This window comes from Pseudomonas sp. PDM32 (genome assembly GCF_019219225.1).
GTDB classification, from domain to species: domain Bacteria; phylum Pseudomonadota; class Gammaproteobacteria; order Pseudomonadales; family Pseudomonadaceae; genus Aquipseudomonas; species Aquipseudomonas laurylsulfatiphila.
In genome coordinates this window covers 137025-161528 of sequence record NZ_JAHUWE010000003.1, presented here as the reverse complement: position 1 = coordinate 161528, position 24504 = coordinate 137025, and the positions used below count along the sequence as shown (strand labels likewise).

Genomic DNA, 24504 nt, shown 5'->3' with positions numbered 1-24504 from the left:
ACCTTGGGGACAGTCTGCGAGAACATCAGTCATGGCAATTAACTATCAATGTGTAACTTTTTTTCAACGCCTCGCCTCTGGAATCTCTGCTGGCGTAAAAACAATCAAACTGATTACCCCTGTGCGGTCAGGGCCTTTGAGCGGCGCAGATCCGGGGATCTGCGCCCTGTGATTGGCGGATCAGGTTCCGGAGGCCGATGTGGCCGGCACCGGGTCCAGTTGCCGGCCCATTTCGCAGATCAGGAACGCGAGCGAATCGGCATTGTGCAAAATGACGTCAGCCCTGAAGTTCGCATTTTGCCCGTCCAGGAATGCATCCCGTGCCTGCTCCATGGTCCTGCTGCCCGTTAACCTCAGAATGGCCTTGCCGATGTGATAGGCCGCCGGGATCGAATCCAGGCTGATCCACGATTGCAGGCTGCTGTTCCAACGCGCAAACAGTTCCTCTTTCGGCGTGTTCAGCGACAAGGCTTCGCGCTGGAATTTCAATTGGGACTCTTTCATGGCTTCACCGTAGGCCGTGATCGGCGTCACCAGATCGCTGAACGGGCGCCGGGCTTCAAGGGATGCAATGTCCACGGCTGCGGAAAACAGGTGAGCGAACTCGTGAATCAGCGTGGCGGCCTGGCTGTGGCCGTCGACGTTGAAGGGCTCAGTCAGGCAGGATTTGTACCAGTCGAGCTGTTGATCGAAGAACTTTTCGGTGAAATGCACGTGGCGCTTGAGATCCTTGTCCAGGACAAACGCGATGAGGTTGTCCTGCGGGTCCCGGTTTGAACCCACGATAAAACGATGGGAGTTCATCCAGTCTTCATCGGGGTCGACCAGCGCGTTGCAGATGGGGAGAATGGCGTCCTTGATCTTGTCGAGCAGCGCTGCGTTGACCTGGCCGACACCAAAGAAGCCTTTGAGGAAGGTGTCCAGCCGGGTGCCGGGGACGAATCTGCGCAGTTGCGTCATGTTGTGCAAACTGTTGAACGCGTAATAGCGTGCCATGTCGATGGCCTGCACGATCATTCGGGCTTTATCGGGATGCCTGGCGCGAATGTCTTCCATCCCCCGGGCCTCGATGTTCAGCACCTCTCCGGCGATACGGGCATGAGCAAACTGGTTGTGCATTTTCGACATGGCCTTGCCGAAGTGCACCGTATGAATGTCCGGGTCGATCACTAGTTGCTTGTTTGGCGCCGTCAGTAATACGGGGCCTTGTTCCTTGTCCTTGATCATTCGCCAGGCCGGCCCGGTCTTGTCTACGCCGTAGACCTTGCCGGCGATGGGGGCGTAGGTTTTTTTGCTCGTCGCATCGAGGTAGGTGCCGTCAGCGTTGTTTTTCGTCAGATTCTTGAGTTCGACCGTGGTTTCGAACGGTTGCAGCCGCGTACGCAGCGGTGCCGTCGAATCGATCTCGGACCACTTTGGCGCGATGATCGGTGTGGCGACCGGTGCGCCAGGGTTTTCCTGGGTTGCCTGGGCCGTGTCGGTCCATCCTTCGAGCGACAGCCTGCCCAATGAGATGAGTTGCGCTGCACCGGCGATGAACTCCTCCAGCGCAACTTTCCAGTGATGATCCTGCAGGGCTTCTGCAGAGTTGCGGGCATCCTTGTAGGCGTTCCAGAGAAACTGCGCATAAGCGAGTTTGCCCGGTAACAGGCCGAGGATGCGCTGGATGCCGGAGCCAAACAGGTGTTTGACGGCCTCCCAGTCCGCCTGGCTTGCCGTGTGTAACTGGCTGCCAAGCATTTGCGACAGCAGTCGGGTGTTGTCGTGGAACAGCTGGGTGAGCAAGTTGCCGTCGATGGGGTTGGACCCGAGGGTGATCTCACTCGATTGCCCAACGGTCGAGCTGAACAGGTTGCGGAAGGCGGACTGCTCGCTGTCCGGCAGGCGCCGTAGCAACATGTCCTGCAAGGGGCCCGGCGTGTTCAGCGCCGAGACAAGGCTGGCCTCAGTGTCGAATTCGATAAAAGGCGAGCCGCCAGGGTGGTAAGGGGCATAGAGGATCTGCGGCCCGGCCTTTGCGTTGCCGGGGCCCACCAGGTACAGGCCCAACGCTTTGACAGCGGCGGCGCCGGTGGTCTTGATCAGCTCCAGTGGCCGGGCAATCGCCTGTGCTCCCTGCACGGCTGCTCGGGCCGTGGCGTCCGGCATGTCGAGCACCTGTCGCAGCAAATCGAACGCGCTGCCGGATAGCCTTTGCAGCAGCTTCAGTTCGTGGGCGTGTTGCAGCAGTTGCCAGGGCAGTTGTTTGACGAAACGCTGCATCCGGCTTTCGGCGTCGGCCGTTGTACCGGACAACGTCTGCGTTACCAGTGCTGCGTAGCTTTGCACAATGTTCAAAGACTGCAGCAGTTGACGGACCGCGGCCTGGTCCAGCCCCTCGGGCAGTGCCTGGGTGGTTGTCGAGGAAACCTGGAATCCGGAGCCTTGCGCGACATTGACATGGTTCAGGGCGAACTCGGTAAGGCTGCGGGCGGGACCGGTCAGGTTGAGGTCGGGAATGATTTCAATATCGTCGGGGTCCAGCGTAATGGCCGGGAAGCGATTGCCGAGCAAGGTCGTCAGCCGTCCATGCACATACGACCTGAGGGGTGTGATCCCGTGCAGGTAGTCTTTGTCCTCCTCGACGCTGTTGCGGTATTGCTCCAGCAGCTCAACGTGCAGCCGCTGATCTTCAAGCGGGGCCATTCCAAGCCATGCGGGCAGTGACTGTTGCAGGGTGATCGCCCGGGCGATCGAGGTGGCTCTGCGCAAATGGGTGTTGATCCCGGCCGTAGCCAGCGCTTTCAGCGCCTTTTTCTGCTTCGTGTCGTTCAGTTCCAGGCCGCGCGTGTGTTCGCAGCGAGCCAGAAAGTGATCGATGGAGGATCGTGCGACCTGCTCCAGTACTGATCCTTCAATCAGCCGCAGCGGACCCAGCGAGTAGCGTTGGTGGAAGACGCGTTGGCTCGGGGTGAGGTTTTCCAGTAGCGCCATACGTTGTTGCGGGTCGAGCAGGCGCCGGTTCAGTTCCTGCCTGGCACGGCTGATGTTGTCAAACACCTCCAGCCCCTCGGCGGGCGTCCACAGGATCGTCCGGCCGGAATGCGAGGGGTCGAGTCCGCCGCGCTCGGTCAGGAGCAGGCAATGGGCGAGCGGCAGGACATCCCGCACACCGGAGCACTCAAGGGTCAGTGAATAGGCATCGGGTCGGAACCCCTTCAAGGAGCGACGGTTATGTCTGTCGGCCTGATCCGGGTTGAACACCGTATCGACGATGGCCCGGTCCGCATCCGCCAATGTCGCACTGAGTGTGCGCAAGCTTGCCTCGCCGCGGATGCCGACGGAAAGTGCATGGGCCAGGCGCGGCTGCAGGTTTTCCAGGTAGACCCGCTGCAACGCCAGTGAAGTGATCGGTTGTGCGGCGAAGTCGGCGTTGATCAGCGTTTCGATGTCACTGAAGCTCTTGACGAACGCTGCCGCCGTATCGGCCAGCACCATGGACGGATGCTGGTCGCCGGACAACACCGGCCGCGTGCTCCAGCGTCCGTCGGTCTCCAGCTTCAGCAGCCGCTCGTTGAGCATCGAACGGATATCCAGCGCCTTGTCGAACAGGGCGTGGATGTCGACGGCACCGTCACTGTGGCGGAACACCTGCAGGCTGTATTCGGTGTTCTGCAGTTGCTTGGTGACGATGGCGTCGAAGAGCTTGCTGAAGATCGCGCCGGAGATTGCTTCCCCAGTCACATTCGGCCGGTCAAAACCAATGAATCGCTGGCGTTCGTCCAAGCTCAGCAGGCCATAGAGTTCGTCCTCGTGACCGGCCGCGCCGAACTTGCTGCGCACGGTATCGCGCAAGTCCTGGTAGTCCTTGAGCACCTGCAAACCTTCGGTGGGCGTGTAGAGAAACGCATGACTGGCGCTGACCATCAGTGAACCGGCCAGCTCGACGTAATTGGCCTGGTACTCCCACAGGCGCACGGTTTCGACCGTCATCGATGTGTTCGTCCGGCTGGCCGTCGAGATCAACGCGTGCAGATCCTGGTTTTGCTTCGGGGTGATGATCCCGGCTTCGCGCTTGAGCAGCAGTTGCCCGCGCGCCTGATCGGCGATGACCCGGCCGAAGAGTGCGCGACGCGAGGCGCCATTGGCGCTCGCCGCGTCCCAGTATTGTTCGAGCTGCCCGATCAGCAGGCTGACCAGTTTGCGCGAGACAGTCGTGACCGCCGTCTCCCAGTGTCCCTGATCAGCGTTTGCCGGGGACTTTTTCGGGTGGGAAAACTCATGGGCCTGCCCGGAGGGCCAACGCTGATGGCGATAGTGCAGGAGCACGGCATCACTCAGCGACAGGGAGTTGACCCAAGGTCGCGTCGGACGACTTGCATCCTCGTTACCGTCAGTCGCTGCCAGATAAAAATTCACCCGGGTCTGGCTCTGATCCACACTGGGAAAAGACGCCGTCAGTTGTTCAGCCAGCAATGCATCGAGCAGCGACGTCAAGGACGGTAGCGCCTTGAGTTCATCGAGCAGGGCCTGGTCGTTGAGTTGCTGATGGCGGGAGAGGGTGTTGCGCTGGTCCTCGAACACGTCACCCTCAATGGTCTGATACTCCAGCCCGATATCGGCGGCAGCCACCACGGCCTTGCGTTGTGCTAGCGCCATGAAGGCCAGCAGTTCATTGTCTTCGTTGGCTGCTTCGAGTTGTGCTGCCAAATGTTCGGTCAGGACCGAACGACTGGTGAATTTCTGTATACCGGCGTAGGGGGTGTAGAGAATCACGCCATTGTCATCCGGCGTCGCGGTCAGCAAAAAACTGCCGGCCAGCGCCACGGGTTCCTGGCCAGGGATCTTCAGCAGGATTTTTTTCGCCAGCATGGGCGGCGTCTGCTCATCGCGCAGGGCCTGGCTGGCCAGTTCGATATGGCTGAACCATTCGAAATCCTTTTGCGCCAGCCCGTGGGTTTGGCCAAGTTCTCGCCAGAGGCCGGGCATCGTCAGTGCTTCGGGGAAAAACAGCGGAGTTACGGGTGTAGACATCGTCGAGTCTCGCTCAAGGGGCCACTCAAGGGCGCCTGTGGGTTGAGCATCGAGACTAAAAGCCGGTGCGTTGATGCAGGTGGTAAATAGATAACGCACGGGGCGTGGGCATTGGTGACACGGATATACCTCATCGCCCCCTGAGCGAAAGGTTGACAGGTCGCTCGTCGCGCGTTGTTAATCGGCGGGTCTTTGTACGCTGTTGTTCCCTCCAATAATCATTCTGGAGCTTCAGATGTCTGCGCCACACGATCACGCCTCTACTGCCGTCTCGTCACACCTGTCACTCGAAGCGCTGAGCGCTTTGCTGGAAAAGATTTTTCTGCGTCATGGCACCTCCGCCGAGGTTGCCAGGGTGCTGGCACAAAACTGCGCCGGCGCCGAGCGCGATGGCGCCCACAGTCACGGGGTGTTCCGGATCCCGGGTTATGTTTCGACGCTGCAAAGCGGCTGGGTCAATGGCCAGGCCGTTCCGGTGGTCGAAGATGTGGCTTCGGGATTTGTGCGGGTCGATGCCGATAACGGTTTTGCGCAACCGGCCCTGGCGGCGGCGCGCGAATTACTGGTGCAGAAAGCCCGAAGTGCCGGCATTGCGGTGCTGGCGATCCGTAACTCGCACCATTTCGCGGCCTTGTGGCCGGATGTCGAACCCTTCGCGTATGAAGGGCTGGTGGCGTTGAGCGTGGTCAACAGCATGACCTGCGTGGTGCCCCACGGTGCCGATCGACCTCTGTTCGGTACCAATCCGATCGCCTTCGCCGCGCCCCGGGGTGACGGCGAACCGATTGTCTTCGACCTCGCCACCAGCGCCATTGCCCATGGCGACGTGCAAATTGCCGCACGCCAGGGCGAACGCTTGCCGCAAGGGATGGGCGTGGACAGCCTCGGCCAGCCGACGACCGACCCGAAAGCGATTCTTGAAGGCGGCGCGTTGCTGCCATTTGGCGGACACAAGGGCTCGGCGTTGTCGATGATGGTCGAGTTGCTCGCGGCGGCACTGACCGGCGGCAATTTTTCCTTCGAGTTCGACTGGAACAACCATCCAGGCGCCAAGACGCCCTGGACGGGCCAGTTGCTGATCGTGATTGATCCGGACAAGGCCGCGGGGCAAAGTTTTGCCCAACGCAGCCAGGAACTGGTGCGGCAAATGCACGGTGTCGGCCTGAAGCGTTTGCCGGGTGACCGGCGTCATCATCAGCGCGCCAAATCGCTGGCCAACGGCATTGAACTCGATGCCCGGACGCTGGCGAACCTGCGGGAGCTGGCGGGGGAGTGATTCGGGGTATTGGCAAATAATGTCTAATTAACGCAACCCCTGTAGGAGCGAGCCTGCTCGCGATGGTCGTTAACGATTACGCGGGAAATCTGATTCCCCGCGGTGCCCTCAAGTCCATCGCGAGCAGGCTCGCTCCTACAGGGTTTGCGTTTTTTGATCGGAACGCTCAGCGACGCCCCAGCAACAACCCCACCACCAGACCAAACCCGGCGGAAATCGCCACGGTTTGCCATGGATGCCCGCCGATATAGGTTTCAGTGGCCTCGACCGCCGGCAGGGTGCGGTTGCGCACGCTGGTCACCGAATCCCTGGCCTGCTGGAGTTTCAGGGCGATTTGTCCGCGAAGGGTGTCCGCTTCTTCCCCGACCAGTGAGGCGCTGCTTTTCAGCAGTTTTTCCGACTCTTCGATCAACGATTGAAGTTCGCTGAACGCTTGATCCTTGATTTGATCTTCGGCAGCTTGCGCGGCGGTTTTGCGGGCCATTGAAGTACTCCTTGCGGGTAAGTGGACAGTGAACAATGGAGTCTGCGGCCGTCGGAAAAGTTGCAGCTATTTTGCCCGGGAAGGTCATCTTGCTGAAAAACCGGCGCAGGACATTTCGCCCTACAGTGTAAGATGTCGCCAATTTTACGCAGCAGGAAATTCCCATGAGCTTCAATCTGGCCGACAAACCCCTCGCCGAGCGCGCTGCGCTTGAAGACGAGAAATCCCGTCTGTTCGAACTCTGGCAAAACAACCTGGGCAAAGCCAAGGGCGAGGCCGCACGGTTGTTTGGTGAACGGGCCAAGCGCAAAGGCAAGTGGGCCGAATGGGTGCGTGCCGAACTGGACGGCATGTCGCCCCCGGAATACGCCAACATGGTGCGCAGCGAAGTCAATCGCCTGATGGCGGCCAACAAATAACATTGGTTGTCAGGCGAAACTCGCGACAATCGCCTCGCGCACTTTCAAAACGACCGGGTCAAGCTGGGTGCTGGTGCGCCAGCCCAGTTCGATCGGGTAGCGCGGCAAGGCCAAGGGGCAGGGCAGCAGTGCCAGGCCGCTGAGCGTCGCGATGCTTCGGGCGGCATGGGCCGGAATGGTCGCCACGGCCTGGCTGCCCTTGAGCAAATGCGGCAGCGCGGCAAAATGCGTGGTCGAGGCGCACACCCGCCGACTCAGGCCCAGCGCCGCCAATCCTTCATCGGTAATCCCGATAAAACCGCCGGACGACACCAGGATGTGCTCGCGGGCCACAAACTCCTCAAGACTGATGCTGCACTGGCCCTTGACCAGGCTCGACGGGTCCGCCAGGCACAGATAACCACCTTCTCCCAGCACCTGGCGGCTAAGCAGCCGCTCGGCAAAGCCGCCTGCGGTGATCGCCAGATCAATGCTGCGCTCCATCAACGCCTGGGCAACGATCTGGCTGTGGGTCTGGCGAAAAATCAGGCGCAACTTCGGCGCGCTCCGGGCGATTTCCTCGATCAGTCGTCGGCCGTAGGCAATTTCGAAATCGTCCGACATGCCCACGGTGACCGAGCGGCCTTCGTACTGCTGCGCAGCCGGGTCAACCATCGCCAGGCTCTGCCGGCATTTATTAAGGGCCTCGCTGACCACCGGCTTGAGCTGATTGGCCTTGAGCGAAGGCGCCAGGCCGCGCCCGGTGCGCACGAACAGTTGATCGCCATACACCTCGCGCAAGCGGCGCAAGGCTGCGCTGACGGCCGATTGCGTCACGCCCAGGCGCAAGGCGGCCCGGCTGGCGCTGGACTCTTCGTGCAGCGCTTCGAAGACTTTGAGCAGGTTGAGGTCGATGTTGGTGATATTCATCTGGTTCATATCATTCAGCAGTGAATCGGTCTTTATTGATGATCACGTGGCGCCGGAGAATGAGCAACCCCTGATGCGAATGGAGATTTCGTGATGCCCAAATCAATCGTTGCGGCTTTGCAGATTGGCGCCTTGCCCGGTGGCAAGGCCGATACCCTGGAACAGATCCTGTCCTATGAGCATGCGATCATCGAGTCCGGTGCCGCGCTGGTGGTCATGCCGGAAGCGCTGCTGGGCGGTTATCCCAAGGGCGAGGGTTTTGGCACCCAGCTTGGTTTTCGGCTGGCGCAAGGTCGCGAAGCCTTTGCCCGCTATTTTGCCAACGCCATCGACGTGCCCGGCGCGGAAACCGAGGCGCTGGCCGGCCTGTCCGCACGCACCGGGGCGAATCTGGTGATCGGCGTCATCGAACGCGCCGGTAGTACCTTGTACTGCACGGCCTTGCACTTTGATCCGCAGGCCGGGCTGCTGGCCAAACACCGCAAGTTGATGCCCACCGGTACCGAACGGCTGATCTGGGGCAAGGGCGATGGTTCGACGCTGCCGGTGATCGACAGCCAGGTCGGGCGCATCGGTGCGGTGGTGTGCTGGGAAAACATGATGCCGCTGCTGCGCACGGCAATGTACGCCAAGGGCGTGGAGGTGTGGTGCGCGCCGACCGTGGACGAACGGGAGATGTGGCAGGTCAGCATGCGCCACATCGCCCATGAGGGGCGTTGTTTCGTGGTCAGCGCCTGTCAGGTCCAGGCATCGCCCCAGGCCCTGGGCCTGGACATCGCCAACTGGCCGGCGGATCGGCCGTTGATCGCCGGCGGCAGCGTGATCGTAGGGCCCATGGGCGACATCCTCGCCGGGCCGTTGCGAGATGGCGCCGGTCTGCTGACCGCGCAGATCGATACTGACGACCTCGTGCGCGCCCGCTACGACTATGACGTGGTCGGTCACTACGCTCGCCCGGATGTGTTCGAGCTGACCGTGGACGAGCGCGCTAAACCGGGGGTGCGCTTCACTTCCTGAGGCTTGAGGGCTTTGGCCAAACCAGTCAGACAACTTGATAACTTTGACCATTGCCCGCCACCCCACGCAGAGCGAGTATTTCCCTGTTGATTACGGTTCCCCACAACCTAATAAGAAACACAGGGATTCTGGCAATGCGCGATTACTTGTCTGCTACAGATCAGTTCAACTATCAGCACACCGTCGACGCCGCACTCGCAGGCGATCTGACGGCGCTCAACGCCTGCGTCGAATGCTGTGACCGGCATGCCTTGCCGGGTCGCATCGCGCTGTTCTGGGAGGGGCGCGACGGCGCCAGTGCGAGCTACACCTTCACTGATTTGCAGGACAAGGCCGCGCGTTTCGCCAATTACCTGCTGGCCCAGGGCGTGAAGAAGGGCGACAAGGTCGCCGGCCTGCTGCCACGCAACATCGAATTGCTGATCACCGTGTTTGCCGCCTGGCGCATTGGCGCGGTGTATCAACCGTTGTTCACCGCGTTCGGCCCCAAAGCCATCGAGCACCGCCTGAGCTGCTCTGGCGCCAAAGTGGTGGTGACCGACGCGGTGAACCGGTCGAAACTCGCCGAAGTCGCCGACTGCCCGGCCATCGTTACCGTCACTGGCCCCAAAGGGCAGGGCCTGGTGCGTGGCGATTGCAGTTTCTGGGCCGAGCTGTCCAACTATTCCGCCCACTGCGAACCCGTGCTGTTGACCGGCGAAGATCCGTTCCTGCTGATGTTCACCTCAGGCACCACCGGCCCGTCGAAAGCGCTGTCTGTGCCGCTCAAGGCCATCGTTGCGTTCAAGAGCTACATCCGCGATGCGGTAGATCTGCGTCCTGAAGACGCCTTCTGGAACGTCGCCGACCCGGGTTGGGCCTACGGCATTTACTACGGTGTCACCGGGCCCCTGTCGATGGGGCATCCGATCACCTTTTACGATGGCCCGTTCACCCTCGAAAGCACCTGCCGGGTGATCAACAAGTACGGGATCACCAACCTCACCGGTTCACCGACGGCCTACCGTTTGCTGATTGCCGGCGGCGATGAGTTCGCCAGATCGATCAAGGGCAAGCTGCGCATCGTCAGCAGCGCCGGCGAGCCGCTGAACCCGGAAGTGATCCGCTGGTTCGCCGACAACCTCGACGTGGTCATCCACGACCACTACGGCCAGACCGAGCTGGGCATGGTGCTGTGCAACCACCACGGCCTTGAACACCCGATTCACATGGGCGCCGCCGGTTTTACTTCGCCGGGCCACCGCATTGTGGTCCTCGATGACGAATACAAGGAACTGGGTGTTGGCCAGCCCGGCATCCTGGCCATCGACCGCAGCCAGTCGCCGATGTGCTGGTTCGCCGGCTACGAAGGCGGGCCGACCAAGGCCTTTGTTGGCCACTATTACTTGAGTGGCGACACCGTCGAGTGGAACCCGGACGGCAGCATCAGCTTCGTCGGTCGCAGCGATGACGTGATCACCACCTCCGGCTACCGGGTCGGTCCGTTCGACGTGGAAAGTGCGCTGATCGAACATCCGGCAGTGGTCGAGGCCGCCGTGGTCGGCAAGCCCGATCCTGAGCGTACCGAACTGGTCAAGGCGTTCGTCGTGCTCAGCCCGCAATACCGCGCAGAACCTGCGTTGGCCGAAGAGCTGCGCCAGCACGTGCGCAAGCGCCTGGCGGCGCATTCGTACCCCCGTGAAATCGAATTTGTCAGCGAGTTGCCGAAAACCCCAAGCGGCAAATTGCAGCGCTTTATCTTGCGCAACCAGGAAATCGCCAAGGCTCAAGAGGCTGCGGCGAAGAACCTTCCAGCTTGAAAGGGAAACAATGATGCAGATCGAGAACAAGATTTTTATCGTCACCGGTGGCGCTTCCGGCCTCGGTGCAGCGACGGCCGAGGTACTGGTCGCCGCTGGCGCGAAAGTGATGCTGGTGGACATGAACGCCGAGGCCGTTGCCGCCCAGGCCCAGCGCCTTGGCGCGCACAGTGTGGTGGCGGACATCAGCAACGAAGCGGCGGCCGAAGCGGCTGTGCAGGCGACGGTCGAAGCCTTTGGCGGCCTCAATGGCCTGGTCAATTGCGCCGGCATCGTGCGTGGCGAGAAGATTCTCGGCAAGAACGGTCCGCACTTGCTGTCCAGTTTCAGCCAGGTGATCAACGTCAACCTGATCGGCAGCTTCAACATGCTGCGCCTGGCGGCAGCGGCGATTGCGCAAACCGAAGCGGATGCCGATGGCGAGCGCGGCGTGATCATCAACACCGCGTCTGCTGCGGCATACGACGGTCAGATCGGCCAGGCGGCCTACTCGGCGTCCAAAGGGGCCATCGTCAGCCTGACGTTGCCGGCGGCCCGTGAACTGGCGCGCTTCGGTATCCGCGTGATGACCATCGCCCCGGGCATATTCGAGACACCGATGATGGCCGGCATGACCCAGGAAGTCCGCGACTCCCTGGCCGCTGGTGTGCCATTCCCGCCGCGCTTGGGCAAACCGGGCGAGTATGCCGGGCTGGTGAAGCATATTATTGAAAACAGCATGCTCAACGGCGAGGTGATCCGTCTCGACGGTGCCTTGCGCATGGCCGCCAAATAAGGAGGATTTGTCATGACACTGTCCAACGATCCAATTGTAATCGTCAGCGCCGTCCGCACCCCCATGGGTGGGTTCCAGGGCGAACTGAAAAGCCTGACCGCACCGCAACTGGGTGCTGCCGCGATCAAAGCCGCCGTTGAACGTGCCGGCGTTTCCAGTGACGGTATCGACGAAGTGCTGTTTGGCTGCGTTCTGCCGGCGGGCCTTGGCCAGGCCCCTGCGCGCCAGGCGGCACTGGGTGCCGGGCTGGATAAATCGACCCGCTGCACCACCCTGAACAAGATGTGCGGTTCGGGCATGGAAGCGGCGATTCTGGCCCACGACATGCTGGTGGCCGGCAGTGCCGACGTGGTGGTCGCCGGTGGCATGGAAAGCATGTCCAACGCGCCTTACCTGCTGGACCGCGCCCGTGCCGGTTACCGCATGGGCCATGGGCGGGTGCAGGACTCGATGTTCCTGGACGGCCTCGAAGACGCCTACGACAAGGGCCGTCTGATGGGCACCTTCGCCGAAGACTGCGCCGAAACCAACAGCTTCAGCCGTGAGGCCCAGGACGCGTTCGCCATTGCCTCGACCACCCGCGCGCAACAGGCGATCAAGGACGGCAGCTTCAAGGCCGAAATTGTCCCGCTCACCGTGACAGTCGGCAAAGAGCAGGTGGTGATCAGCAACGACGAGCAGCCGCCAAAAGCCAAACTGGACAAGATCGCTTCGTTGAAACCGGCGTTCCGCGAAGGCGGCACGGTGACGGCGGCCAACTCCAGTTCGATCTCCGACGGTGCGGCGGCATTGGTGCTGATGCGCCAGTCCCAGGCACAGAAACAAGGCCTGAAGCCGTTGGCGGTGATCCATGGCCACGCCGCGTTCGCCGACACCCCGGGGCTGTTCCCGGTGGCGCCGATTGGCGCGATCAAGAAATTGATGAAGAAAACCGGCTGGTCGATCAATGACGTCGATCTGGTGGAAGTCAACGAAGCCTTCGCCGTGGTCGGCATGGCCGCGATGACTCACCTGGAAATCCCCCACGAGAAACTCAACGTGCACGGCGGCGCTTGCGCCTTGGGCCACCCGATCGGGGCGTCCGGTGCGCGGATTCTCGTGACCTTGCTGTCGGCCCTGCGCCAGAAAGGCCTGAAACGCGGCGTCGCGGCGATCTGCATCGGTGGCGGTGAAGCGACGGCAATGGCCGTGGAATGCCTGTATTAAGACCTCTGTAGGAGCTGCCGCAGGCTGCGATCTTTTGATTTTTTGGCAGTCTCGAAACCGCTAAAGAATCAAGGTCAAAAGATCGCAGGCTTCGCCAGCTCCTACAGGTGGCAATTAAATTCTAAGGATTCACCATGATCCCCAATGACGACCAGCAACAAATCCGCGACATGGCCCGGGATTTTGCCCAGGAACGGCTGAAACCCTTCGCTGCTGAGTGGGACCGCGAACACCGCTTCCCCAAGGAAGCCATCGGTGAGATGGCCGGTTTGGGCTTCTTCGGCATGTTGGTGCCGGAGCAGTGGGGCGGATGCGACACCGGTTACCTGGCCTACGCCATGGCGCTGGAAGAAATCGCCGCCGGCGATGGCGCCTGTTCGACCATCATGAGCGTGCACAACTCCGTGGGTTGTGTGCCGATTCTCCACTACGGCAACGACGAGCAGAAGGAGCGCTTCCTCAAGCCGTTGGCCAGCGGCGCGATGCTCGGCGCTTTCGCCCTGACCGAGCCCCAGGCGGGTTCCGACGCCAGCGGCCTGAAAACCCGAGCGCGCCTGGAAGGTGATCACTACGTGCTCAACGGCTGCAAGCAGTTCATCACCTCCGGGCAGAATGCCGGGGTGGTGATCGTGTTTGCGGTGACCGACCCGAACGCCGGCAAGCGTGGCATCAGCGCGTTTATCGTACCGACCGATTCGCCGGGCTATAAAGTCGCGCGGGTCGAGGACAAGCTCGGTCAGCACGCCTCCGACACCTGCCAGATCCTCTTCGAGGACGTGAAGGTGCCGGTGGCCAACCGTTTGGGCGAGGAGGGCGAAGGCTACAGGATCGCCCTGGCCAACCTGGAAGGCGGCCGCGTCGGCATCGCCTCGCAATCGGTGGGCATGGCCCGCGCCGCGTTTGAAGCGGCTCGCGACTACGCCCGTGAGCGCGAGAGCTTCGGCAAGCCGATCATCGAGCATCAGGCCGTGGCGTTCCGCCTGGCGGACATGGCCACCCAGATCGCTGTGGCGCGGCAAATGGTGCACTACGCCGCCGCCCTGCGCGACAGTGGCAAGCCGGCCCTGGTCGAGGCATCGATGGCCAAGTTGTTCGCCTCGGAAATGGCCGAGAAGGTATGCTCCTCGGCGCTGCAAACCCTCGGCGGATATGGTTACCTCAACGACTTCCCGCTGGAGCGGATTTACCGTGACGTGCGGGTGTGCCAGATCTACGAAGGCACCAGCGACATTCAGCGCATGGTCATTTCGCGCAACTTATAAAAAAGCAGGCCCTCTGTAGGGGCTGCCGCAGGCTGCGATCTTTTGATCTTTAAAATCAAAGTCAAAAGATCGCAGCCTGCGGCAGCTCCTACAAGGGATCTGGCCTTATGTGAAACAGGAGTTGTTTATGAGCTACGAAACGATTTTGCTGGAAACCCACGGCCGCGTTGGCCTGATCACCCTCAACCGCCCTCAGGCGTTGAACGCGTTGAACGCGCAGATCGTCAGCGAGCTGAACCAGGCCCTCGATGGTTTCGAGGCGGATGCGAACATCGGCTGTATCGTCCTGACCGGTTCGAAAAAGGCGTTTGCCGCGGGTGCGGACATCAAGGAAATGGCCGAGCTGACCTACCCGCAGATCTACCTCGACGACCTGTTCAGCGACAGCGACCGCGTCGCCAACCGCCGCAAGCCGATCATCGCGGCGGTCAACGGTTTTGCCCTGGGTGGCGGTTGTGAGCTGGCGCTGATGTGCGACTTCATTCTGGCCGGCGACAACGCCAGATTTGGCCAGCCGGAAATCAACCTGGGCGTGTTGCCGGGCATGGGCGGCACCCAACGACTGACCCGCGCCGTGGGCAAGGCCAAGGCCATGGAAATGTGCCTGAGCGGGCGTTTGATCGATGCCGTGGAAGCGGAGCGTTGCGGCATTGTGGCGCGGATCGTGCCAAGCGATGAGCTGCTGGACGAAGCGCTGAAAGTCGCGGCGTTGATCGCCAAAAAGTCGCTGCCGATTGCGATGATGGTCAAGGAAAGCGTCAACCGTGCCTTTGAAGTGAGCCTGGCCGAAGGCGTGCGCTTTGAGCGTCGGGTGTTCCATGCGGCGTTTGCGACGCAGGATCAGAAGGAAGGCATGGCGGCGTTCATTGCCAAGCGTGAGGCGGAGTTCGTCGGTAAGTAATGCGGCGTCTTCGCTGACGCTATCGCTGGCAAGCCAGCTCCCACAGGGTCCGGGGTGTACACAACATGTGTGAACAACCGCGAACATTGTGGGAGCTGGCTTGCCAGCGATGCCTTTAAGGCTTCAAACCAGTTTACAGCTAAAAGATCGCAGCCTTCGGCAGCTCCTACAGGGCTTTGTGTAGGAGCTGCCGAAGGCTGCGATCTTTTGCTTTTAAACCAGGTAATTCTTCAGTTCGCGGGCAATCACCATCCGCTGAATCTCGCTCGAGCCTTCGTAGATCTGCGTGATCCGCGCATCCCGGTAGTACTTCTCCACCGGATAGTCTTCCAGATACCCATACCCGCCATGAATCTGAATCGCGGACGAGCAGACCTTTTCCGCCATTTCCGATGCAAACAGCTTGGCCTGTGACGCCTCCGACAGGCAGGGCTTGCCGGCCGTGCGCAGGCGCGCGGCGTGCAGGATCATCAACCGTGCGGCGTTGAGTTGCATGTGCATGTCGGCCAGCAGGTTGGCGATGCTCTGGTGCTCATTGATCGTCTTGCCAAATTGCACCCGGTCCCTGGAATAGGCCAGCGCCGCTTCGAACGCCGCGCGGGCGATGCCCAGCGCCTGGGCGGCGATGCCGATACGGCCGCCTTCGAGGTTGGACAGGGCGATGGCCAGGCCTTTGCCGCGTTCACCCAGCAGGTTGGCTTCGGGGATGGTGCAGTTGTTCAGGGTGACGGCACAGGTGTCGGACGCGCGGATACCCATTTTGTGTTCAGTGCGGTCAACGATAAAACCGGTGGTATCGGTCGGTACCAGGAACGCCGAGATGCCACGTTTGCCCAGGTCCGGATCGGTCACGGCAAATACAATCGCCAGCTTGGCCCGCTTGCCGTTGCTGACGAATTGCTTGGCACCGTTGATCACCCATTGGCCGTCGCGCAGTTCGGCGCGGGTGCGCAGGTTGTGCGCTTCGGAACCGGCCTGGGGTTCGGTCAGGCAGAAGCAGCCGATGACCTTTCCGCTGGCCAGGTCCGCCAGCCAGGTCTGCTTCTGTTCTTCGCTGCCGTAGTTGAGCACCGGCCCGCAGCCCACGGAGTTGTGGATGCTCATGAAGGCGCCGGTCGCACCGTCGCCGGCGGAAATCTCCTCTACCGCCAACGCATAGGCCACGTAGTCGACATAGGTGCCGCCCCATTCCTCGGGGACCACCATGCCCAGCAGGCCCAGTTCACCCATCTTCGCCACCAGACCGTCATCGATCCAGCCGGCCTTTTCCCAGGCCTGGGCATGGGGCGCGATTTCGCCACGGGCAAAATCCCGGGCCATGTCGCGGATCATCACTTGCTCTTCGCTCAATTCGATATCGTGCATGGCTCAGCCCTCGTTCCGGTCAAACCCGCTGAAGAAGCTCGCCACGTGTTCGGCGTCCAGCGCCTGAAGAGTGGGCGGGTTCCAGCGTGGTGTCTTGTCTTTGTCGATCAGCAAGGCGCGCACGCCTTCGATCAGGTCGCCGCGCTCGAACCACTGGCGGTCCAGGTGCAGCTCAAGGGCGAAACATTGTTCAAGGGGCAGCTCGCGTCCGCGACGGAGCATTTCCAGGGTGACGCCCATGGCCAGGGGCGAACGGGTTTCCAGCAGGTCGGCGGTGGTGACGGCCCACGCATGGCTGTCGGCGACCGTGACCTGGCGCAGTTGCTCCACAATACTCGGCACGTCGGGTTGGGCGAAGAAGTGGTCGATGGCCGGACGCAACGCATTCAACGGCGCGTCGGGCAGTTGCTGCACGGCGAGTGTTGCCAGCAGGCCTTGCAGGTCTTTAAGCGGCGTGTCGTGCCATTCGAGCTGGTCGAGTTTTTCGTCCAGAGTGCCCAGTTTGTCGCTTTCGAGGTACCAGTCGGCCAGGCCGCAATACAGCGCATCGGCGGCACGAATCTGTACGCCGCTGACGCCCAGGTAAATCCCCAGTTCACCGGGAATGCGCGGCAGGAAGTAACTGCCGCCGACGTCCGGGAAATAGCCGATGCCGACTTCCGGCATCGCCAGACGGCTTTTTTCGGTGACCACGCGCAAGTCTGCGCCTTGCACCAGACCCATGCCGCCGCCGAGGACAAAACCGTCCATCAGCGCCAGCACCGGTTTGCGGTAATGGTGGATCGCGAGATCGAGGGCGTATTCCTCGACGAAGAAATCTTTGTGCAGGGTGTCGCCGCTTTTGAAGCTGTCATGCAGCGAACGAATGTCGCCGCCGGCGCAGAAAGCTTTTTCGCCGGCACCGCGCAGGACCACCGCATGCACGTGCGGGTCGTGGGCCCAGGCGTCGAGCTGGCGCTGCAGGTTGCGCACCATGTCCAGAGTCAGGGCATTGAGGCCGGCGGGGCGGTTGAGGGTCAGGTGACCGATGTGGTTGCGAACCTCGGCCAGCACTTCGTTTTGCATGGCATCCATGGACAGCGGCCCATTCGATGTAACCTGAGCAGTCATCACTAACTCCCTGCTTTTATTGTTCTTTATCGAGATGCTCGCGCGCGAGCGATGGCGGATCGTATCAGTGCAAATTTGCCTTGTACAAGCCGGATAAGCGCAGGTTATCTGTGCATTTTTGCATGCAGATGTCCGGCATTGTTACAGCGTAGACCACGGCGGTTTCAGGCAAACGCCGCGAGCAGATCCTCTTCGAAGGCCTTCTGCGCATCCCCGGCCACCTGCGCCCGGTGCCGGGCCAGGTGAAACGCGACGTCGAAACTCATGTCGTTGCGCACCGACCGCAGCAATCCCTTGTCTTCCCAAGAGCGGGCAAAGTGGCTGGGCAGATAACCGATATGCTTGCCGGACAGGATGAAGGCGAGGGTGCCTTCGACCTGTTCCGAACGGGCCGAACACCGCTCGCCCTGAAAGGGCTCGTCACTGCGCAGGAAACGGTAAGGGTGACCGACCCGGTCGCTGGCCTGCAGGTCCTGGTCGTCCGGGTTCGCGTGGGTGAACAGTGGATGGCCGGGGGCGCAATATAGGTGCTGGGTTTCAATGAACAGTTCGCGGTAGTCAAACGCGCTTTGCACCTGCGAGAAGTAGCCGATGGCCAGGTCCAGCCGCTGTTGCAGCAGCAAGCGCTCCATCTCGCCGGGCATGGCGCTGATCAGCTCGATGCGCACCGACTCGTCCCGTTCACGAAAGCGCCGGATCGCCTCGGCCACCCGCTGCAGCACCGACTGATCCAGCGCCTCGGACAGGCCAAGGCGCACTTCGCCGATCAAGCGCCCGGCGACGCCGTTGGATTGATGGCGGAAGGCTTCGATGGACTCGAACAAGCCACGGGTGGCGCTGAGGAGTTGCTCGCCCTTGGGCGTGATCCTGAAGCCGCCTTTACCGCGACTGCACAGTCGATAGCCGAGGCGGGTTTCCAGCTTGGCCATTTGCTGGCTGATGCTCGACTGGCTCAACCCCAGTTGGCCCTGAGCGGCGCTGAAACCGCCGCACTCCACCACGCTGACAAACAGACGCAACAGGTGCAGGTCCAGATCATGCAGTTGGCCGAGCATCAAACATTACTCCGTCATAAAGTCAGGTTAATTAACTTGATATTTCACCAATGTATCCGACGACGCATCCTGCAACCACTTCCTCTGGTCAGGTGTTCGTCATGGCTCCCATGTTCAAGCTGTGTTTACCCGCGTTATTCCTTGCCATGGCCGCATCGGTCCAGGCCGAGGACAAGGTGGTCAATCTGTACAGTTGGGCCGATTACGTCGCCCCCGAAACCCTGCAACGGTTCGAGCAGGAAACCGGCATTCATGTGCGCTATGACACCTTTGATTCTTCGGAAGTGCTGGAGACCAAGTTGCTCACCGGCGGCAGCGGTTATGACGTGGTGGTGCCGTCCTCCAGCGTACTGGCCCGGGGCCTTGCCGCTGGGGCGCTGAAACCGATTCCCCACGAAGGCCTCAAGGGTTACGCCAACCTCGATCCGGATTTGCTGGAAAAGCTCGCCGCCGTCGATCCCGGCAACCGCTACGGCGTGCCTTATACCTGGGGCACCCTGGGTTTGGGCATGAATGTCGAGGCGCTCAAACAGCGCTTGCCGGACGTACCGCTCAACAGCCTGGATCTGCTGTTCAAACCCGAGTACGCGAGCAAGTTGAAGGATTGCGGCATCGCCATTCTCGATTCGCCCCAGGAGGTGATCGGGCTCGCTCTGCATTACCTGGGTAAAGATCCCTACAGCACCGACAAGAACGATCTGTCAGCCGCCGAGGCGTTGTTGCATCAGCTGCAGCCTAACGTGCTGTACGTCGCCACCGGGCGGCAGATCAGCGACCTGGCCAATGGCAGCGTGTGTTTGGCGTTGACCTACAACGGTGACGCGAGCATGGCTGCCGACCAGGCGCGCAAGGCCAACAAACCCTATGAAATTGCCTACCGGATTCCCAGGGAGGGCACCCTCGTCTGGCAGGACAACCTGGCGATTCCCAAGGACGCGCCGCACCCCGAAGCCGCCCGTGCCTTTATCGAGTTCATGTTGCGCCCCGAGTCCGTGGCGGCGCTGACCAACACCCTGTTCTTCGCCACGGCGAACCAGGCCGCCACGCCGCTGGTGGATGAAGCGGTGCGCACCGACCCGGACATCTATCCGTTGGCCGATGTGCGCGAGCGGCTGTACGCCGACCGCAGCATGAACCTCAAGGACCTGCGTCAGCGAACCCGCCTGTGGACCACTTTCCGTAGTCGCCAATAACAAAAAAGGAGCCTTCAATGGACGTCCCGATGCAGAACGATCAAGCCCTTACCCGTGACAGCCTCTATGGCACGGCCGCCGAAAGTACCTACGCCGGCATCACCAGTTTCATGCGTCGCCGCTACAGCCGTGACTTGCGCGGGGTCGACGTGGCGGTCAGCGGTGTACCCTTCGACACCGCCACTAGCAACCGTCCTGGCGCACGCTTCGGACCACGGGGCATTCGCGCCGCCTCCGCCGGGATCGCCTGGGAGCGGCACTGGCCGTGGGCCTTCGATCCGTTCGACCATCTCGCGGTGATCGACTACGGAGATTGCAATTTCGATTACGGTTCGCCGCAATCGACGCCGGAATGCATCGAGGCCCACGCCGAGCACATCCTCAACGCCGGCACGGCCATGCTGACCTTTGGCGGCGACCATTTCATCACCTATCCACTGCTCAAGGCCCATGCCCGCAAGCACGGGGCATTGTCGCTGATCCACTTCGATGCCCACAGCGACACCTGGCCGGACGAAGAGGGCAAGCGCATCGACCACGGCACCATGTTCTGGCACGCGGCCAGGGAAGGGCTGGTGGATCCGTCGCGCTCGGTGCAAATCGGCTTGCGCACCACCAATGACGATCACCAGGGCTTTCAAGTGCTGGATGCGCGACAGGTGCATCGCCGTGGTTGCGAAGCGATTGTCGAAGCGATTCGCGCGCGGGTCGGCGATAACCCGGTGTACCTGACCTTCGACATCGACTGCCTCGATCCGGCATTCGCTCCGGGTACCGGAACACCGGTGTGCGGCGGCCTGAGCACGGTGCAGGCGCTGGAGATCCTCGGCGGCCTGCGCGGGATCAATCTGGTGGGCATGGACGTGGTGGAAGTGGCGCCGGCCTATGACAGTGCAGAGATCACCTCGCTGGCGGCCGCGATGCTGGCGATGGAGATGTTGTGTCTGTATGCGGCCAGGCATAAGGTCGATAAGTAGTACAGGGTCGAAATGTGGGAGCGGGCTTGCTCGCGAAAGCGGTGTGTCATTCAACGACAATGTCGACTGATACGACGCCTTCGCGAGCAAGCCCGCTCCCACAGTTTGGATTTGTGTCAGGCGACGGGAACGATTGGCAGATCGAGAATCCGGCCACCGCTGAAGCGTGCAGATGACCCGTTAATGGATTCGTGCGGCACACCTTTGGACACTTCACTGCCGCCGTCCAGTCGCGCCATTTGCTCAGCACTCAACTGCACATCCAGCGCCCCCAACGTGGCGTCCAACTGTTCACGTGTCCGCGAACCGAGGATCGGAATCAGCGCCGTGGTCGAGCGTTTGGCCTTTTCCCGCAACCAGGCAATGGCCATGTGGGTCGGGCTGGCGTCGAGTTCGGCGGCGACGTCGATCAAGGTGTCGAGCAGGGCGGTTTCGCGGGCACTTTTTTCAGAATGAATCAGCACGCCGAGCTTGTTCGCGCGGTTGGCGCCTTCGCTGTTGCGATATTTACCGGTCAGGAAGCCGCCACCCAGCGGCGACCACAGTGTCGCGGCCAGGCCAAGGGCTTCGGCCATCGGCAGCTGTTCGCGCTCGGCGGTGCGTTCGGCGAGGCTGTACTCGACCTGGATCGCAGCGATCGGCGCAAAGCCACGTACTTCGGCCAGCAGGTCGGCGCGGGCGATGCGCCACGCGGGGAAGTTCGACAGCCCGGCGTAGTGGATCTTGCCGGCACTGACCAGGTCGTCGAAGCCGCGCAGGATCTCTTCCATGGGGGTGACGCCATCGCTCATGTGGGCCCAGAACAGGTCGATGTGATCGGTCTTCAGTCGTTTAAGGCTCTCTTCGACGGCGCGCACCATGTTCTTGCGGCTGTTGCCGGTGTGGGAAATACCGGCCGCCGGTGTAGTCCCCAGGGTGTATTTGGTGGCGATGACCAGGCTATCCCGTTCCGCCTGGATGAATTCGCTGAGCATGGCCTCGGACTGCCCGCCCTGATAGCCATTGGCGGTGTCGATGAAGTTGCCGCCGGCTTCCAGGTAGCCATCAAAAATGCGCCTGGCTTCGTCACGCTCGGCGCCATGGCCCCAGCCGGTACCGAAATTACCGGCGCCCAGGGCCAGTTCGGACACTCTCAAGCCGGTTTTACGACCGAAAACTTTGTAATGCATGGGATAACTCCAGAGGGATGACGACAGGATTTATAGATGATGCATGACATGTATAAAATATGATGCCAATCATTTAAATCGTCAAGGTGCATTTCTTTCCTGCACAAAACCGCCGATCGCCGGTCACGACATCAATGCGCAATGGCATACTGCCGCCCATGACTATCGAATCCCCCTTAAGCGCCTGGCAGCACGCGATCGAGCAAAAGGGCTTCGTCCAGGACGAGGCCCAGGAGCATGCCGTGTGGGCGCTGCAAAAATGCCACGAAGCGCTGCATGAAGGCCGCTCAGCCGTTTCCGGCGTGTACCTGTGGGGGCCGGTGGGGCGGGGTAAGACCTGGTTGATGGACCAGTTCTACCAAAGCCTGCGAGTACCGGCGCGGCGCCAGCACTTTCACCACTTCATGGGCTGGGTGCACCAGCGTTCGTTTCAACTGACCGGCACCGCCGACCCGCTCAAGGCGTTGGCCCGTGAGTTGTCCGAAGAAGTGCGCGTGCTGTGTTTCGACGAGTTGTTCGTCAATGACATCGGCGACGCGATCATTCTCGGGCGCCTGTTCCAGGTGATGTTCGAGCAGGGCGTCGTGGTGGTCTGCACCTCCAACCTGCCGCCGGACCAGTTGTACGCCGACGGCTTCAATCGCGACCGTTTCATGCCCGCCATCGCCGCGATCAAGCAACACATGCAGGTGATCGCGGTGGATGGCGGGGAAGACCATCGCCTGCATCCGGGGGCCGCTTCCCAGCGCTATTGGGTGTCCGAGCCGGGCACGCCCGGTGCGCTGGGTGAGGTGTTCCAGGCGTTGAGCGACGGCCAGTCGGAATCGTGCGAGCCGGTCCCGGTCGGTTACCGCTCGCTGGAGGTGGTCAAGGCCAGCCCGACCGTACTCTGGACCCGCTATGCCGCGCTGTGCGAGCAACCCTTCGCGGCCATGGATTTCATCGCCCTGTGCGATACCTACGGCGCTATTCTGTTGGGGGACGTACCCAACCTCAGCGCGCAAAAACGTGCCGGGCGCATCGCCCGCGGTACCGAGGACGGTGTCGAGCGGGTGGAAGCGGGGGACCGCGAGCTGCCGCAATTGTCGGTGCATGACGACGGCGTAAGACGTTTCATCGCGCTGGTGGACGAGTGCTACGACCGCAAGGTGCCGCTTTACCTTGAGGCGCAAGTGCCGATGGCAGCACTTTACACCGAGGGTTATCTGGAATTCCCGTTCCGCCGCACCCTCAGTCGATTACAGGAAATGCAGTTGCAACGGTTTGCCGAAGTCTGATCGGGAGCAGCACACATGAATCAGCCCCTGTCGCACCACCTGCTGACCATGGCTTATCAGAATGCCTGGGCCAACCACCGACTGGCCAAGGCCTGGAGGCAGTTGAGCCCGCAGGAGTTGATCGCCGCACGGGTCAGCTTCTTCCCCAGCATCCGTGCGACCCTCAACCACATCCTCACCTGCGACTGGTTTTATGTGGATGCGCTGGAGCGCGAAATGCGCGGCGATGATCCGCATCCCGATTGCCGGGTGTTTTTCAAGGAAGACGAACCCTGCCTCATCGCGTCGGACCTGGTTCGTGAACAGGCCCATGTCGACCGTCGATTGATCGCTTACTGCGAGCAACTGCGTGACGCCAGCCTAGGCAAAATCGTGACCATCGCCCGCGACACGCCGCAACACGACAGCCGTTTGCGCCTGCTGTCCCATTTGTTCGAACACCAGATCCATCATCGCGGGCAGGTTCACGCCATGCTCAGCGGCACCACGGTCAAGCCGCCGCAACTCGACGAGTTTTTCTGCTCCGGCGAGTCACACTTGCGGGCCGAGGATTTTGCCGAGCTGGGGTGGACGGAAGCGTTGATCTGGGGCGTTTGAACGCCAAAGAATTGCGCGGTGGTGATTGTAGATACCCGGGTGCTCGCGCTATGGTCCGCCGGTACTCCAGCGTGAAATACAGGCTGGGGGCTACTTCATGTGTGATCGAGGATGGAAATGGACTCCGCAGAAATTCTTGTGCTTCAGGCCAGTTACACCAATCCGGTGCATGCCGAGGCTATTTGTCTGGTGTTGAACCACTACGCCGAGGACCCGATGGGGGGCGGCCAGCCGTTGCCGGCCCATGTCCTGGAGCAACTCCCGGCAGAGCTTGCCAGGCGTCCCCACGCTTTCAGTGTGCTGGCCTTTGTCGGGGGCGAGCCGGCCGGGCTGGTCAACTGCTTCGAGGGCTTCTCGACCTTTGCCTGCCGGCCGTTGGTCAATGTGCACGACGTGTCGGTGGTAAAAAAATTTCGCGGCCTGGGCTTGAGCCAGAAGATGCTGCAAAAGGTCGAGGACATCGCGCGTCAGCGTGGCTGCTGCAAGCTCACCCTGGAAGTGCTGGAAGGCAATGCCGTGGCGCAGGGCTCGTATGAAAAAGCCGGTTTCGCCGCCGGCATGTTCGACCCGGCCCATGGACGCATGCTGTTCTGGACCAAGAGCCTCTAACTCGACAGAACGTTTTTTTGGGTTTTTCACTTTTCTCGTGGGTGCGGTTTCCCTGTAGGAGCTGGCGTAGCCTGCGATCTTTTGATCTTCA

At 61.4% G+C, this 24504-nt stretch carries 20 protein-coding genes; 13 read left to right on the top strand and 7 right to left on the bottom strand.

What is annotated here, in order from left to right:
• Positions 1–180: 180 nt before the first annotated feature.
• Positions 181–5013: a dermonecrotic toxin domain-containing protein gene (locus KW846_RS07155; protein WP_218481768.1), complete on the bottom strand. Its 4833-nt coding sequence runs from the start codon at positions 5011–5013 to the stop codon at positions 181–183.
• A 235-nt stretch (positions 5014–5248) separates the two neighbouring features.
• Here KW846_RS07155 and KW846_RS07150 point away from each other — a divergent pair, with 235 nt between their 5' ends.
• Positions 5249–6289 (top strand): Ldh family oxidoreductase, encoded by a 1041-nt coding sequence (locus KW846_RS07150; protein ID WP_218481767.1) that lies wholly within the window; start codon positions 5249–5251, stop codon positions 6287–6289.
• Positions 6290–6455: 166 nt separating this feature from the next.
• Here the strand turns inward: KW846_RS07150 and KW846_RS07145 are convergent, their stop codons facing one another.
• Entirely contained in the window at positions 6456–6773 is a 318-nt protein-coding gene (locus KW846_RS07145; protein WP_015094973.1) for a YqjD family protein, read from the bottom strand.
• A 164-nt stretch (positions 6774–6937) separates the two neighbouring features.
• Here KW846_RS07145 and KW846_RS07140 point away from each other — a divergent pair, with 164 nt between their 5' ends.
• Entirely contained in the window at positions 6938–7192 is a 255-nt protein-coding gene (locus KW846_RS07140; protein WP_007970091.1) for a hypothetical protein, read from the top strand.
• A gap of 9 nt (positions 7193–7201) precedes the next feature.
• On the opposite strand, the gene KW846_RS07135 is transcribed toward KW846_RS07140, so the two are convergent.
• Positions 7202–8110 carry a LysR family transcriptional regulator gene (locus KW846_RS07135; protein ID WP_218481766.1) on the bottom strand — a complete coding sequence of 303 codons (909 nt, stop codon included), beginning with the start codon at positions 8108–8110 and terminating at the stop codon, positions 7202–7204.
• An 84-nt stretch (positions 8111–8194) separates the two neighbouring features.
• Between KW846_RS07135 and KW846_RS07130 the strand changes: the two genes are divergently transcribed.
• The 6 genes from KW846_RS07130 (at position 8195) to KW846_RS07105 (ending at position 15061) form a co-directional block, all read left to right on the top strand.
• Positions 8195–9118 (top strand): carbon-nitrogen hydrolase family protein, encoded by a 924-nt coding sequence (locus tag KW846_RS07130; protein ID WP_218481765.1) that lies wholly within the window; start codon positions 8195–8197, stop codon positions 9116–9118.
• Positions 9119–9252: 134 nt separating this feature from the next.
• The gene (locus KW846_RS07125; protein ID WP_218481764.1) at positions 9253–10917 is read left to right on the top strand and encodes an AMP-binding protein; all 1665 of its coding nucleotides are present in this window, start codon (positions 9253–9255) and stop codon (positions 10915–10917) included.
• Positions 10918–10930: 13 nt separating this feature from the next.
• On the top strand, positions 10931–11692 hold the full coding sequence (locus tag KW846_RS07120) for an SDR family NAD(P)-dependent oxidoreductase (RefSeq protein WP_033047337.1): 762 nt from the start codon (positions 10931–10933) through the stop codon (positions 11690–11692).
• 12 nt (positions 11693–11704) lie between these two features.
• Positions 11705–12898 (top strand): acetyl-CoA C-acyltransferase, encoded by a 1194-nt coding sequence (locus tag KW846_RS07115; protein WP_104447253.1) that lies wholly within the window; start codon positions 11705–11707, stop codon positions 12896–12898.
• A 134-nt stretch (positions 12899–13032) separates the two neighbouring features.
• Complete coding sequence (locus KW846_RS07110; RefSeq protein ID WP_007970101.1) at positions 13033–14160, top strand: acyl-CoA dehydrogenase; 1128 nt, start codon at positions 13033–13035, stop codon at positions 14158–14160.
• A gap of 127 nt (positions 14161–14287) precedes the next feature.
• Positions 14288–15061 (top strand): enoyl-CoA hydratase, encoded by a 774-nt coding sequence (locus KW846_RS07105; RefSeq protein ID WP_007970103.1) that lies wholly within the window; start codon positions 14288–14290, stop codon positions 15059–15061.
• A gap of 213 nt (positions 15062–15274) precedes the next feature.
• Here KW846_RS07105 and KW846_RS07100 read toward each other — a convergent pair whose 3' ends face one another.
• The 3 genes from KW846_RS07100 to KW846_RS07090 form a co-directional block, all read right to left on the bottom strand.
• Positions 15275–16426 carry an acyl-CoA dehydrogenase family protein gene (locus KW846_RS07100; protein WP_218481763.1) on the bottom strand — a complete coding sequence of 384 codons (1152 nt, stop codon included), beginning with the start codon at positions 16424–16426 and terminating at the stop codon, positions 15275–15277.
• A 3-nt stretch (positions 16427–16429) separates the two neighbouring features.
• Complete coding sequence (locus tag KW846_RS07095) at positions 16430–17536, bottom strand: enoyl-CoA hydratase/isomerase family protein (protein WP_218481762.1); 1107 nt, start codon at positions 17534–17536, stop codon at positions 16430–16432.
• Between the two features lie 164 nt (positions 17537–17700).
• Positions 17701–18591 carry a LysR family transcriptional regulator gene (locus KW846_RS07090; protein ID WP_218481761.1) on the bottom strand — a complete coding sequence of 297 codons (891 nt, stop codon included), beginning with the start codon at positions 18589–18591 and terminating at the stop codon, positions 17701–17703.
• 101 nt (positions 18592–18692) lie between these two features.
• On the opposite strand from KW846_RS07090, the gene KW846_RS07085 reads away from it, so the two are divergent.
• The gene (locus KW846_RS07085) at positions 18693–19784 is read left to right on the top strand and encodes a polyamine ABC transporter substrate-binding protein (RefSeq protein ID WP_218481760.1); all 1092 of its coding nucleotides are present in this window, start codon (positions 18693–18695) and stop codon (positions 19782–19784) included.
• Positions 19785–19801: 17 nt separating this feature from the next.
• The gene (gene speB / locus KW846_RS07080; RefSeq protein ID WP_218481759.1) at positions 19802–20761 is read left to right on the top strand and encodes an agmatinase; all 960 of its coding nucleotides are present in this window, start codon (positions 19802–19804) and stop codon (positions 20759–20761) included.
• Between the two features lie 116 nt (positions 20762–20877).
• Here speB and KW846_RS07075 read toward each other — a convergent pair whose 3' ends face one another.
• A complete protein-coding gene (locus KW846_RS07075) occupies positions 20878–21930 on the bottom strand; it encodes an aldo/keto reductase (RefSeq protein WP_218481758.1) in 1053 nt (350 codons plus the stop codon).
• Positions 21931–22088: 158 nt separating this feature from the next.
• On the opposite strand from KW846_RS07075, the gene zapE reads away from it, so the two are divergent.
• The 3 genes from zapE (at position 22089) to KW846_RS07060 (ending at position 24413) form a co-directional block, all read left to right on the top strand.
• Positions 22089–23207 carry a cell division protein ZapE gene (zapE, locus tag KW846_RS07070; protein WP_218481757.1) on the top strand — a complete coding sequence of 373 codons (1119 nt, stop codon included), beginning with the start codon at positions 22089–22091 and terminating at the stop codon, positions 23205–23207.
• A 15-nt stretch (positions 23208–23222) separates the two neighbouring features.
• On the top strand, positions 23223–23804 hold the full coding sequence (locus tag KW846_RS07065; protein WP_126045733.1) for a DinB family protein: 582 nt from the start codon (positions 23223–23225) through the stop codon (positions 23802–23804).
• Positions 23805–23921: 117 nt separating this feature from the next.
• Entirely contained in the window at positions 23922–24413 is a 492-nt protein-coding gene (locus tag KW846_RS07060) for a GNAT family N-acetyltransferase (RefSeq protein WP_015094987.1), read from the top strand.
• The last annotated feature ends 91 nt before the right edge of the window (positions 24414–24504 follow it).